This is a genomic window from Bradyrhizobium forestalis, assembly GCF_002795245.1.
Classification (GTDB): Bacteria; Pseudomonadota; Alphaproteobacteria; order Rhizobiales; family Xanthobacteraceae; genus Bradyrhizobium; species Bradyrhizobium forestalis.
In genome coordinates, this window is sequence record NZ_PGVG01000007.1 from 85,598 (window position 1) to 98,269 (window position 12,672).

A 12,672-nucleotide genomic window follows, 5' to 3' on the forward strand; every position below is an offset into this window, starting at 1 on the left:
CGGAAGCACGTTTACGCGCGTCTTCGACGCGCTACGGTCATGCGCAGCCGAGCCGGGGCCTATGCTTCCTCGAGCAATCAGTGCCGCATGGGTCCCGGCTCTGCGCAGCAGCGCAAGAGCGCTGCAGCGCGTCAGGGACACGAGAGCGTTGGGTGCCGCAACCGCGGAACTCGCCCCAACCACACTATTCGCTATTGACAAACTAATTAGCTAATATCTAATTCTCTACCAGAAGAGCCTGCCGCGCCAAGCGGCCACGAAGAGAGGGAACGACAATGAAAGGGCTTCTGGCCTGCACCATGCTCGCGGCCATGACTTCGGCTGCCATGACCACAGCAGCGACCGCCCAAGTCTCCGACGGCGTGGTGCGGATCGGCGTGCTGACGGATCTGTCGAGCTGGGGCCGCGACAATAGCGGGCCGGGCTCGGTCGAGGCGGCCAAGATGGCCGTGGAGGAATTCGGGCCCACCGTGCTCGGCAAGCCGATCGAGATCATCAGCGCCGACCACCAGATGAAGACCGATGTCGGCGTTCAGATCGTCCGCGGCTGGTTTGACAACGGCAAGGTCGACGCCGTCGTCGACATCCCCAATTCCGGCATCGCGATCGCCGTGCACAACATGGTGCGCGAGCGGGGCAAGATCGCGCTGCTCTCCGGCCCCGGCGCCAGCTCGCTGACCGACGAGCTGTGCAGCCCGAACACCGTGCATTTCACCTACGACACCTATGCACTGTCGAAGGTGACGGCCTCCGCCGTGATCAAGGAAGGCGGCAAGTCCTGGTACTTCATCACGGCGGATTATGCCTTCGGCCAGCAGCTCGAGAAGGACGCGACCCGCTTCATCAATGAGGGGGGCGGCAAGGTGCTCGGCGGCGTGAAGCATCCGACCAACACCGCCGATTTCTCCTCATTCGCGCTGCAGGCGCAGAGCTCGAAATCCGACGTGGTCGCTTTCGCCAATGCGGGTCAGGACACCGACAACGCCATCAAGCAGTCCGGCGAGTTCGGCCTGGTCCAGGGCGGCCAGAAGCTGGTCGGCCTGTTGATGTTCGACACCGACGTGCACGCGATCGGCCTGAAGGCCGCGCAGGGCACCTACATGACCACGGCCTCCTACTGGGCCATGGATGAGGCCACCCGCGCCTGGTCGAAGAAGTTCTACGAGCGCACCAAGGTGATGCCGACCATGATCCAGACCGGCGTCTACGGCTCGGTGCTGCATTATCTCAAGGCTATCAAGGTGGCGGGCACCGACGAGTCCGCCAAGGTGATGGCCAAGATGCGCGAGCTGCCGATCGAGGATATCTTCGTCCACGGCGGCAAATTGCGCGAGGACGGCCGCGTCATCCGCGACATGTATCTCGCCAAGGTGAAAAAGCCCGAGCAATCCAAGGAGCCGTGGGATTATCTGGACATCGTCAAGACCGTGAAGGGCGAGGATGCCTTCCGCCCGGCCTCCGAATCCAAATGTCCGCTCCTGAAGAAGTGAGGTCCAGATGACCGGCATCGAGCACAACGCAATTGAGACTTACGAGTGCGATGTGCTCGTGGCCGGATCGGGTTGCTCCGGCATGTCGGCCGCGATCACCGCGCGCCATCGCGGACTCGAGGTGCTGATCGTCGAGAAGGAACCGCGCTTCGGCGGCACAACCGCCCGCTCCGGCGGCTGGCTCTGGATTCCCGGCACCTCGCTGGCAAAGGCCTATGGCATCGAGGAGACGCCGGAACAGGCCCGCACATACTTGCGGCACGAGGCCGGCAACAATTACGACGCGGCACGCGTCGATGCCTTCCTGAGCGCCGGTCCCGAGGCGGTCGATTTCTTCACCACCAAGACCGCGCTGCGCTTCGACATGCCGCTGGTGTTTCCGGACTATCATGCCGAGGCCCCCGGTGGCGCGCAGGGCGGGCGCTCGATGGTGACGCGGCCATTCGACGGCCGCGAGCTCGGCGATCAGATCAAGACGCTGGGCATGCCGCTGCCCGAGCTGACCGTGTTCGGCATGATGCTGGGAAGCGGCAAGGAGATTATCCATTTCATGCGGGTGACGAAGTCGCTGACCTCGGCGGTCTATGTCGCCAAGCGACTGTCGCGGCATCTGATGGACGTGCTGCGCTATGGCCGCGGCATGACGCTGACCAACGGCAATGCGCTCGCAGGACGCCTGGCGAAGTCTGCGCTCGATCTGAAGATTCCGATGTGGCTGTCCTCGCCGGTGCGCGAGCTGACGGTCGAGAATGGTGCCGTGACCGGCGCGATCGTTTCGCGCGAGGGACGCGAGGTGCGCGTCCGCGCGCGACAAGGCGTCGTGCTCGCCTGCGGCGGTTTCCCGCACGACGTGGCACGCCGCGGGAAGATGTTTCCGCACGCGCCGACCGGCAATGAGCACTATTCACCAGGGCCAACCGGCAATACCGGGGATGGGCTCCGTCTGGCGGAAGCCGCCGGCGGTCATGTCGAGGACCGCCTGCCGAACGCGGCGGCCTGGGTGCCGGTGTCGCTGACCACGCGCAAGGACGGATCCAAGGGCGTGATGCCGCATTTCATCGACCGCGCCAAGCCCGGCGTGATCGCGGTGATGCGCGACGGCAAGCGTTTTGCCAATGAGGGCAATTCCTACCACGACTTCGTCCAGGCCATGATCAAGGCCGCAAAGCCCGGCGAGGAGATCGCTGCCTTTCTCGTCTGCGACCATAAGACGTTGCGAAGGTACGGCCTCGGCTGCGTGCCGCCTTTCCCGATGCCGCTGGGTCATCATTTGAAGACCGGCTATCTCATGCGCGGCGATACGCTGGAAGCGCTGGCGGCGAAGGCCGGGATTGACGCCAAGGCGTTCGTCGAGACCGTCAAGCAGTTCAATGCGACGGCGCCGCTCGGGCACGATGCCGCCTTCGGCAAGGGCTCGAAGGCCTATAACCGCTACCAGGGCGATGCGCTGCACGGCCCCAACCCCTGCGTTGCGCCGATCGAGAACGGCCCGTTCTACGCCATCAAGATGGTGATCGGCGATCTCGGCACCTATGCCGGCATCGTCACCGACGAGAACGCGCGGGCGCTCGACGCCGAGGGACGGGTGATTCCCGGCCTCTACGCTGCCGGCAACGACATGGCGAGCATCATGGGCGGCAATTATCCCGGGGCCGGGATCACGCTTGGGCCGGCGCTGACCTTCGGCTACATTGCCGGCAGACATCTTGCCGACAGCGCCGCCAGGCGCGACGCGGCGTAAGCAAAACGCCAGGAGGCGCATGAAGAGAGAGAGCCGCGGCATCCAGTCGATCGAGGTCGGCGGAGAACTGCTCCGCGCGCTCGCAAGGAGCGGCGAGCCGATGATGCTGCGCGATCTCGCCCGCGAGGCCGGCATGACGCCGGCCAAGGCGCATCCCTATCTCGCCAGCTTCTCGCGTATCGGCCTGATCGAGCAGGACGAGAGCACCGGCCGCTACGAGATCGGCGCGCTGGCGCTGGAGCTCGGCCTGATCAGCCTGCGCCGCCTCTCCGGCGTGCGCATCGCGCGCCCCAAGATCGCCGGCCTTGCGAGCCAGATCGGCCATGCGGTCTCGCTCGCGGTCTGGGGTACGCACGGTCCGACCGTGGTGCAGCTCGAAGAGCCGGCCCAGCCGGTGCACATCGTGATGCGCGTCGGCTCGGTGATGGCGCTGCTGGAGACCGCGACGGGCCGCGCTTTTGCGGCGTTCCTGCCGGAGAAGACGATCAACGCCGCGCTGGAAAGCGGCCTCGATCGTCATGGCGTCGGCTACAATCCGAAGCGCGCCGTCAAGAGCGCGAAGGTCGCCGAGATGCTCGCCGAGGTCCGCAAGCACGGCCTCGCCCGCGCGCTCGGCGATCCCCTGCCCGGCGTCAATGCGTTCTCCGCGCCGGTGTTCGATCATTCCGGCTACGTCGCGCTGGTCATCACCGCGATGGGGCCGGAAGGCACGTTTGATGCCCGCTGGGACAGCCCGATCGCGCATGCCTTGCGCGACTGCGTCGGCGGCATCTCGAAGCGGCTGGGTCACGGGATGACGATCGCGGCGGAGTGAAAAGGCGAGATGCCCGCACAACCACCGCTGTCATGCCCCGCCTAGTGCGCAATTGCGCACGGGGGCGGGGCATCCAGTACGCCGCAGCCCATCGGTTCTATTATAGCTGTCTCGGAGTCCTGGATCGCCCGGTCAAGCCGGGCGATGACAACGATTGTGGGATGCCCTTCCCAGCCCTACTTCTCCTTCACAGGCACCGTGTAGTTCAGAACCAGCCGGCCGCCATCCGGATAGATCGTCTGCCCGGTGATGTAGGACGCATCGTCGCTGGCAAGGAACGCGACGACGGACGCCACTTCGCTCGGCTCGCCGCCGCGGCCCGCAGGTGTGCGCGACAGCACGGTCTTGCGCGCATCCTCGGACGTGTAGATCGCGGAGGCCACCATGTCGGTCAGGATCGTGCCCGGCCCGACCGCGACGACACGAATGTTGTGCGGGGCGAGCGCGACGGCCGCGACCGACGTCAGCTGCTTCATGCCGCCCTTGGACATGGCGTAGGTCGCCAGCGCCGGGATCGCCAGCAGCGCGTTCACCGAGGACATGTTGATGATGACCCCGCCGCCGCCTTGCGCAATCATCTGCCTGGCGGCCGCCTGCACGCCGAAGAACGCGCCCTTCAGATTGATGCCGATGATTTCGTCGAATTCCTGCTCGGTGATATCGAGGATGTCCCGGTTGCGGGCGACGCCGGCGTTGTTGACCATGATGTCGAGCCGGCCGAACTCCTTCACCGCGGTCGCCACGAGCTGATCCACATCCGTGCGCTTGGCGACATTGCCGACGACGGTGCGCAAGGCATCCGGCCGCCCGAGCTCGGCGGCCGTCGCGGCGAGGCCGTCGGCATCGACGTCCGCGATGACGACCTTGACGCCGTCGTCCAAAAATCTCTTCGCGCAGGCCTTGCCGATGCCGCGCGCCGCACCGGTAATGGCTGCGACCTTGCCGGATAGTTTCATGGGTTCGCTCCCAGGACTTGTGACGATCTCACGGACGGGTTCACGCAAAGACGCGCGGGCGCAGTCCGGCGTGAAACCAGGTGATCATGGAATAGATGTCATAGACCGGCAACCCGACCTCGGCCTGAAGCGCGGCCGCGTAGGGCGGCATGTTGGTGCATTCGAGCACGATGGCGCCGACATCCGGATTTTTGGCGACCAGCTCCTTGCCGGCCTCGACCACGTCACGCTCGGCTTGCGCGATATCCATGTCGTCCTTCTCGGCCTTGATCAGGACACGGAAGAACTCCTTGCCGTTCTCGGTGCCGACCAGCGGCGTGTCGAGCGGCACGCCGGCGCCTACGAGATGGGCCGGCGTCAGCGTCGACCCAGATACCGTGACGAGACCGACGCGCTTGCCGGGCGGCAAGGTCGCCTGCACCCACGGCACCTGCATCAGCGAGGAGGTCGCAACGGGGACGCCGACGGCCGCCGCGATCTCCTTCTGGAACAGCGAGAGGAAGCCGCAATTGGTGGTGATGGCCTCGGCCCCCAGCCGCACCAGATCCTTGGCCGCATCGATGAAGTCGGGCAGCAGGCCGGCCGCGCTCTTCAACACCACCTTCTCCGGCGAGGCCCCGCTCACCACGCGATAGAGCACGGGGAATGGCCAGGTTGTGCCGTTGCCCATGTCGCCGGGAATGCGCGGGAAACGCGCTTCCAGCATCAGGATGCCGAGCGGCGCACCATAGATGGCCTTGCCACCACGGGCGATGCGGGAGGACGAGCTGGCTGAGGTGGTCATGGTGCGCTCTCAGAGGAAACGATCGGGTGCGAACGGCGCGAGTGGAATCTCCGGCGCCTTGCCGCTCACAAGCTGGGCGACGAGGCGGCCGGTGCGGGCAGAGCCGACCAGGCCGACATGGCCGTGGCCGAAAGCATAGACGATGTCGCGGGAGGCGCGCGCGTAGCCGATGCAGGGACGCCCGTCCGGCATGCTCGGACGATGGCCGAACCAGGTTTTGATGCGCGAGGCCGGGATGTCCTTCGGCAATTTCGGGAACAGGCCGAGCAGATGGTTTCGCAGGATCTCGGCCCGCTTCCAGTTCGGCGCAGCCTCGAGGCCGGCGATCTCGACCGTCCCGGCGGCGCGCAGGCCCTTGTTGGTCCAGTTCACCACCATCTTGGCGTCGGATACCATCATCGAGCTGCGCGGACCTACTTCCGGATTCTCAATCATGACATGATAGCCTCGCTCGGTCTCGAGCGGGAGGGAATCGCCGACCGATGCGGCGAGCTGCTTCGAGCGGGCACCCGCCGCGACGACTGCAGCATCGCAAGGGATCTCGCCGGTCTCGGTGAGAACAGAAACGAGCTTGTTGCCGTTGAGCTTCAGACCGGTCGCCTTGGCCCGCACGTGCTTCGCGCCACTGGCGATCGCATGAGCGGCGAGCGCGGCGACATAGGCGCCGGGATCGCGACAGCGCCCGGCCTCCTCCACCACCACGCCAAAGGTGTAGCGCGGATGCAGGTCCGGCTCACGCTGGCGCATCTCGTCAGCATTGAGCTCGAGCCATTCGACGCCGACCTTCTTGCGCAGGCGCCAGCCGAGATCGTTGTCGAAATTGCCGCGCGACGGGAACACATGCATCACGCCGTTGCGCTCGATCAGTTCGGGTACGCCGGCTTCTTCCGCGAGCTTCTTGTGCAGCAGCGGCGCGTCCTTGAGCAGATCGCGCAGCGCAAAGGCCGTCTTCTCGACCCGCGCGTCGGTCCAGCCGGAGAGCAGGTACTTGACCAGCCAGGGCAGCGCCTTCGGCAAGTAAGACCAGCGGATCGCGAGCGGCCCGAGCGGATCCAAGAGATAGCCGGGCACCTTCTTCCAGATGCCCGGCTCGGCCGGCGGGATCACCGAATGCGACGACAGCCATCCCGCATTGCCGTAGCTCGCCGCCTGTTCGCCGCCCGGCTCGCCCGGATCGATCAGCGTGACACGATGACCCTCGCGCAGCGCCTCGATGGCGCTGACCACGCCGACCGCGCCGGCACCTATGATGGCGACGTGACGGCCCTCGGGCATTGCTTACGCCTTCACCTGCGGCACAAAGTCCTTGCCGACCGAGATCGCCCTGGAATCGATGATGCAGTGAAGGATCGACGGCTTGCCCGAAGCGAGCGCCCGCTCGAACGCCGGCGCGAACTCCTCGGTGCGCGCGACGCGCTCACCGTGTCCGCCGAACGCCTTTGCATACATCGCAAAGTCGGGGTTCTTGAGCTGGGTGCCGACGACGCGGCCGGGATAGTCGCGCTCCTGGTGCATGCGGATGGTGCCGTATTGCGAATTGTCGACGACGATGACGATCAGCGGCGCGTCGTATTGCACGGCGGTCGCGAATTCCTGGCCGTTCATCAGGAAGCAGCCGTCACCGGCAAACGCAACGACGACGCGATCCGGATATTGCCGTTTTGCCAGCACCCCCGCCGGCACGCCATAGCCCATCGAGCCCGAGGTCGGCGCCAGCTGCGCGGCAAAGCTGTGGAAGCGGTGATGGCGGTGGATCCAGCCGGCATAATTGCCGGCGCCGGTGCAGACGATCGCGTCCTTCGGCAGGCGGTCGCGCAGCCAGGTCATGACCTGGCCATATTGGAAGGTGCCCGGCAGCTCGCGCGCCTTCTCGGTCCAGGCGAGATAATCGGCATGCGCCTTCGCCGCCTCGCCCTTCCAGGCCACCGGGCCGGAAGGCTTTAGCGTCTCGACGGCGGCGGCGAAGGCGGCCGGCGTCGCCTGGATCGCCAGCGCCGGCTGATAGACGCGGCCGAGCTCTTCGGAGCCCGGATGCACGTGGATCAGCTTCTGCTGCGGGGTCGGAATGTCCAGCAGCGTGTAGGACGAGGACGGCATCTCCGACATGCGGCCGCCGATGAGCAGAATGACGTCGGCGCCCTCGATCCGCGCCTTCAGGCCGGGGCTCGGCCCAATGCCAAGATCGCCGGCATAGTGCGAATGGTCGGCGTCGATCAGCGAGGCCCTGCGGAACGAGGTCGCGACCGGCAGGTCGAAGCGCTCGGCGAAGCGCGCGATGCTCTTCGTCGCCTCATCGGTCCAGCGCGAGCCGCCGAGGATGACGAGCGGCGCCTTGGCGCCCGCGAGCATCGCACCGACGCGTTCGATGTCGGCAGGCGCCGGCCAGCTCACGGCGGGCTCGATGCGCATCGCATCGGCAACAGCCGCGGTCTCGGTCAACATATTCTCCGGCAGCGCGATCACCACGGGACCGGGACGGCCCTGCATGGCGACGCGGAAGGCGCGCGCGACCAGCTCCGGAATGCGGTCGGGACGATCGATCTCGACCGCCCATTTCGCCATGCTGCCGAACACCGCCTTGTAGTCGAGCTCCTGGAACGCCTCGCGCTCGCGCATGCCGGTGTCGACCTGGCCGACGAACAGGATCATCGGTGTCGAATCCTGCATCGCGATGTGGACGCCGTGGCTGGCATTGGTCGCGCCCGGCCCGCGGGTGACAAAGCAGACACCGGGCCGCCCCGTGAGCTTGCCATAGGCCTCCGCCATCATCGCCGCGCCGCCTTCGGCGCGGCAGATCACGACGTCGATCGGGCTGTCATGCAGTGCATCGAGCGCCGCCAGATAGCTCTCGCCCGGCACGCAGGTGACGCGCTCGACGCCTTGGGCGACGAGCTGATCGATCAGGATCTGGCCCCCGGTGCGGGTGTTGCGAATGGTCATGTCGGCTCCCTCAAGGCTTTGGCGATGCGCCCTTATTCGGGAACTGGCGTAGGACAGGGCGAAGGAGCGCGCAAGATCGAAAGGCTTCTCGCAGCCTGCGCAGGCGTCATGCCCGTCCCGCGGCGCGCGTCATCCCGGCTGTCATTCCCCGCGAAGGCGGGGAATCCAGTACGCCGCGGCCCATCGATTCAATCACAACCGCCTCGGAGTACTGGATCACCCGCCTTCGCGGGTGATGACACCGAGAAGGCGGCAGCGTAGCCGCGCATGCGAAGAAGCGACCCTCACCGATGCTCGATCGCCCGGATCGCGCCGCGCAGCTCGGCGAGGCCGCGCAGGCGGCCGATCGCGGTGTAGCCGGGGTTGGTGCGTTTGGTGGCGGCGAGGTCGTCGAGCATGCGGTGGCCGTGATCAGGGCGGAACACGATCCTCTTGTCCGGCGAACGCTTGGCGTTCTCCTTGAGCAGCGCTTTCAGCACCGCGACCATGTCGACGTCGCCGTCGAGATGATCGGACTCGTAGAACGACAGGCCATCGGCCTCGCGCTTGGTCGCGCGCAGATGGGCGAACGCAATGCGCGGGCCGAAGCGTTCGGCCATTTCGGGCAGATTGTTCTCCGCGCGCACGCCGAGCGAGCCCGTGCACAGGCAGATGCCGTTCGCCTTGGACGGTACGGCGTCGAACAGCGCCTGATAGTCGTCGGCACTGGATGCGATGCGCGGCAGGCCGAACAGCGGCCGCGGCGGATCGTCCGGATGCAGCGTCAGGGAGACGCCGAGCTGCTCGGCGACCGGCGCGACACGCGTGAGGAACTCGGCCAGATGCTGCCGCAGGATCTTTGGCGTGATGTCGCGATAGGCCTCGAGCCGATCGCGGAATTGCGGGATCGTCATCGGCTCCGTGGTCGAGCCCGGCAGCGCACTGGCGATGACCATGATGAGATAGTCGATATCGGCCTGGCTCATCTGGTCGAACAGCTTTTTCGCGCGCGCCTGCGCTTCCTGCGAATACTCCTGAGCCGCCGCCGGGCGCTTCAGGATATGCAGCTCGAACGCGGCGAAGCGGTCCTGGTCGAAGCGCATGGCGCGGGCGCCGTTGGGCAGCTCCCATTCCAGATCAGTGCGGCACCAGTCGACCACGGGCATGAAATTGTAGCAGATGATCTTGATGCCGCTGGCGGCCACCGCCTCCAGGCTCGCGATCCACGCCTCGATCGACTTGATCGCCTTGCCGCCGAGCCGCTTGACGTCGTCGGGGATTGGAATCGATTCCACCACCGACCAGGTCAGCTGCGAGCGGCCGGGCTGACCATTCTCGATGAAGTTCCTGCGCTCCTCGACCGCCTTGCGCGTCCAGGCCTCGCCGATCGGCACCTGATGCAGGGCCGAGACGATATCGCTCGCCCCGGCCTGCCTGACATCATCGAGCGACACGGGGTCATCCGGCCCGTACCAGCGCCATCCCTCGAGCATCATCGAAATTCTCCCGGATCAGTTCGCGGTCAGCACCACCTTGACGCTCTGCGAGCGGTCCAGCGCCAGCCGCAGCGCATCCGGCGCGGTGGACAGCGGCCGCTCGGCGGTCACCAGCGACAGCACGTCGACGCTGCCGTTGCCGATCAGTTCCACCGCAGTCATGAACTCGAAGCCGAACCGGAACGAGCCGCGCAGGTCGATCTCCTTGGCCATCACCGCATTCGACGGCGTCGGGATCTGGCCGCCCGGCAGATTGCCGATCTGCACCACCACGCCGCCGCGCCTGACGATGCCGATGGCGCTGGCAAGACCCGCCGCCGTGCCCGAGACCTCGAACGCGACGTCATAGGGTCGCGACGCAGCCTGCGCCTTCAGTCCTTCCTCGCCACCGGAGACATTCTCGACATGCGAAGCCCCGAGCCGGCTGGCGAAGGCGAGCGGCGTCGGCGCGATATCGGCGACCGTGATATCAGCCATGCCGGCGCGGTGCGCGGCAAGCATGGTCAGAAGTCCGATCGGGCCGGCGCCGAAGATGATGCCGCGCTTGCCCTCGATGGCGCCGGCGCGCGCGACCGCATGCAGGCAGACCGCAAGCGGCTCGGCCAGCGCCGCGGCCTGATACGACACATGATCGGGAATCTTCACGCACTGCGCCGGGATCGCGTCGAAATAGTTGGCGAAACCGCCCTGCATGTGCGGCGTCTTCGAGGCCGAGCCCATGAAATAGATGTTCTCGCACAAGTTCGGTCGGCCCTCGCGGCAGGCGACGCAATGGCCGCACCAGCGCGACGGGTTGACGGCAACGCGGTCGCCGACCTTCAGGTTCGCTGCGGTGCCCGAGATCTCCACGACCTCGCCCGAGATCTCATGTCCCAGCACCAGCGGCGACTTCACCACGAAATCGCCAGTGCGGGCATGGCGGAAGTAGTGCATGTCCGAGCCGCAGATGCCGCCGGCGCCGAAGCGGATGCGCACCATCCCGTCTGCGAGCTTGTCGAGCGGATGCTCGATCATGCGCAAATCTTCGGGGCCGAACAGGGTCGCGGCGAGAGCGGTGGAGGTCATTTGGAGAGTCCCATGTATTTTGGCAGCCAGAGGGTCAGGTCGGGAATGTAAGTGATCGCGATCAGCGCGAGCAGCAGCGGCACCAGCCAGGGCAGGATCGCCACCGTCGTGCGCTCGACCGAGAGTTTTGCCACGCGGGCAAGCACGAACAGCACCATGCCGAGCGGCGGATGCAGCAGGCCGATCATCAGGTTGAGCGTCATGATCAGGCCGAAATGAATGGGATCGATGCCGAGCTTGAGCACGATCGGCAGCAGGATCGGCACCAGAATGGTGATCGCCGCGGTGGTGTCGATGAAGCAGCCGACGAACAGGATCAGGACGTTGGCGAGCGCCAGGAACACCCATTTGTTGTGGGTGACGCTGAGCATCCAGTCCGAGAGCGTCTGCGCGGCCTGCGACACCGTCAGCAGCCAGGCGAAGATCGAGGCCGCCGTGACGATGAACAGCACCGACGCCGTGGTCTCGATCGTGTCGAAGGTCGCCTTCGCCACCGTCTGCAGTGTCATGGTGCGGTAGCGGACGAGGCCGAGGAACAGCGACCAGATTACCGCGGCAACCGCAGCTTCCGTCGGCGTGAACCAGCCGAGGGTCATGCCGCCGATCAGGATCACCGGCGCCATCAGCGCCATCACCGCCGAGAAGTCGAAGTACCAGTCGATCACCAGCAGCGTGCCGAGACCGATGACCACAGCCACGTTGACCGAGAGGCCGGCCATCACCATCAGCCAGATCGCGAGCGGGAACGAGAGCACGATCACGATCTCGAGGCCGGCCGAGCCGAGTTGCGGCCAGGAGAACGGCGTGTCGCTGCCCCATTTGTTCTTGTGCGCGAAGTAGGTGACGGTGATCATCATGAACAGCGTCAGCACGACGCCGGGAATGACGCCGCCGAGGAACAGCGCGCCGATCGAGACGTTCGCCATCATGCCGTAGATCACGAAAGGCAGCGACGGCGGAATGATGGGCCCGAGCGTCGCCGAGGCCGCGGTGACACCGACCGAGAACTCGGTCGAGTAGCCGTGGTCCTTCATCGCCTTGATCTCGATGGTGCCGAGACCGGCGGCGTCCGCGATCGCGGTGCCGGACATGCCGGAGAAGATCACCGAGCCGATGATGTTGACGTGGCCGAGACCGCCGCGCATCCACCCCACCAGGGCGACGGCGAACTTGTAGATACGCCCCGTCACACCGGCGATGTTCATGAGGTTGCCGGCCAGGATGAAGAACGGCACGGCGAGCAGCGGAAAGCTCTCGACGCCGGCGATCATGCGCTGTGCCAGCGTGACGTCGGGCGTCACGCCGCTGACCAGGATGTAAAGCAGCGACGACGCGGCCATGGCAATCGCCACGGGAACGCCGAGCAGCATCAGGACGAGGAAACCTCCGAGCAGCAGCAGCATGATG

General features: G+C 66.1%; 10 protein-coding genes. 3 read left to right on the plus strand and 7 right to left on the minus strand.

What is annotated here, in order from left to right; translation table 11 throughout:
• The first annotated feature begins 275 nt into the window (after positions 1-275).
• Genes CVM73_RS10875 through CVM73_RS10885 form a run of 3 tightly spaced genes read left to right on the plus strand, consistent with a single transcriptional unit; the run spans position 276 to position 4,045 of the window.
• Positions 276-1,490, plus strand: coding sequence for an ABC transporter substrate-binding protein (locus CVM73_RS10875; RefSeq protein WP_100232005.1), 1,215 nt, complete (start codon positions 276-278; stop codon positions 1,488-1,490).
• Between the two features lie 7 nt (positions 1,491-1,497).
• A complete protein-coding gene (locus CVM73_RS10880) occupies positions 1,498-3,231 on the plus strand; it encodes an FAD-dependent oxidoreductase (protein ID WP_100232006.1) in 1,734 nt (577 codons plus the stop codon).
• A gap of 19 nt (positions 3,232-3,250) precedes the next feature.
• Positions 3,251-4,045, plus strand: a complete 795-nt coding sequence (locus tag CVM73_RS10885) for an IclR family transcriptional regulator (RefSeq protein ID WP_100232007.1) — start codon at positions 3,251-3,253, stop codon at positions 4,043-4,045.
• A gap of 176 nt (positions 4,046-4,221) precedes the next feature.
• Here the strand turns inward: CVM73_RS10885 and CVM73_RS10890 are convergent, their stop codons facing one another.
• The 7 genes from CVM73_RS10890 to CVM73_RS10920 form a co-directional block, all read right to left on the minus strand.
• A complete protein-coding gene (locus CVM73_RS10890) occupies positions 4,222-5,001 on the minus strand; it encodes an SDR family NAD(P)-dependent oxidoreductase (RefSeq protein ID WP_100232008.1) in 780 nt (259 codons plus the stop codon).
• Positions 5,002-5,041: 40 nt separating this feature from the next.
• On the minus strand, positions 5,042-5,785 hold the full coding sequence (locus CVM73_RS10895) for an aspartate/glutamate racemase family protein (RefSeq protein WP_100232009.1): 744 nt from the start codon (positions 5,783-5,785) through the stop codon (positions 5,042-5,044).
• 9 nt (positions 5,786-5,794) lie between these two features.
• A complete protein-coding gene (locus tag CVM73_RS10900; RefSeq protein ID WP_100232010.1) occupies positions 5,795-7,060 on the minus strand; it encodes an NAD(P)/FAD-dependent oxidoreductase in 1,266 nt (421 codons plus the stop codon).
• Between the two features lie 3 nt (positions 7,061-7,063).
• The gene (locus tag CVM73_RS10905) at positions 7,064-8,725 is read right to left on the minus strand and encodes a thiamine pyrophosphate-binding protein (RefSeq protein WP_100232011.1); all 1,662 of its coding nucleotides are present in this window, start codon (positions 8,723-8,725) and stop codon (positions 7,064-7,066) included.
• A 284-nt stretch (positions 8,726-9,009) separates the two neighbouring features.
• Positions 9,010-10,200, minus strand: a complete 1,191-nt coding sequence (uxuA, locus tag CVM73_RS10910) for a mannonate dehydratase (RefSeq protein WP_100232012.1) — start codon at positions 10,198-10,200, stop codon at positions 9,010-9,012.
• 15 nt (positions 10,201-10,215) lie between these two features.
• Positions 10,216-11,265, minus strand: coding sequence for an L-idonate 5-dehydrogenase (locus tag CVM73_RS10915; protein ID WP_100232013.1), 1,050 nt, complete (start codon positions 11,263-11,265; stop codon positions 10,216-10,218).
• On the minus strand, positions 11,262-12,668 hold the full coding sequence (locus CVM73_RS10920; protein ID WP_100232014.1) for a TRAP transporter large permease: 1,407 nt from the start codon (positions 12,666-12,668) through the stop codon (positions 11,262-11,264). The genes CVM73_RS10915 and CVM73_RS10920 overlap by 4 nt, the downstream gene beginning before the upstream one ends.
• Positions 12,669-12,672: the final 4 nt, after the last annotated feature.

What these genes read in the sequence shown, in the direction of transcription:
- CVM73_RS10895 (WP_100232009.1), bottom strand. Translation starts at nt 5,785, where the DNA reads ATGACCACCTCAGCCAGCTCGTCCTCCCGCATCGCCCGTGGTGGCAAG.
- CVM73_RS10885 (WP_100232007.1), top strand. Translation starts at nt 3,251, where the DNA reads ATGAAGAGAGAGAGCCGCGGCATCCAGTCGATCGAGGTCGGCGGAGAA.
- CVM73_RS10875 (WP_100232005.1), top strand. Translation starts at nt 276, where the DNA reads ATGAAAGGGCTTCTGGCCTGCACCATGCTCGCGGCCATGACTTCGGCT.
- CVM73_RS10920 (WP_100232014.1), bottom strand. Translation starts at nt 12,668, where the DNA reads ATGCTGCTGCTGCTCGGAGGTTTCCTCGTCCTGATGCTGCTCGGCGTT.
- CVM73_RS10905 (WP_100232011.1), bottom strand. Translation starts at nt 8,725, where the DNA reads ATGACCATTCGCAACACCCGCACCGGGGGCCAGATCCTGATCGATCAG.
- CVM73_RS10915 (WP_100232013.1), bottom strand. Translation starts at nt 11,265, where the DNA reads ATGACCTCCACCGCTCTCGCCGCGACCCTGTTCGGCCCCGAAGATTTG.
- CVM73_RS10880 (WP_100232006.1), top strand. Translation starts at nt 1,498, where the DNA reads ATGACCGGCATCGAGCACAACGCAATTGAGACTTACGAGTGCGATGTG.
- uxuA (WP_100232012.1), bottom strand. Translation starts at nt 10,200, where the DNA reads ATGATGCTCGAGGGATGGCGCTGGTACGGGCCGGATGACCCCGTGTCG.
- CVM73_RS10900 (WP_100232010.1), bottom strand. Translation starts at nt 7,060, where the DNA reads ATGCCCGAGGGCCGTCACGTCGCCATCATAGGTGCCGGCGCGGTCGGC.
- CVM73_RS10890 (WP_100232008.1), bottom strand. Translation starts at nt 5,001, where the DNA reads ATGAAACTATCCGGCAAGGTCGCAGCCATTACCGGTGCGGCGCGCGGC.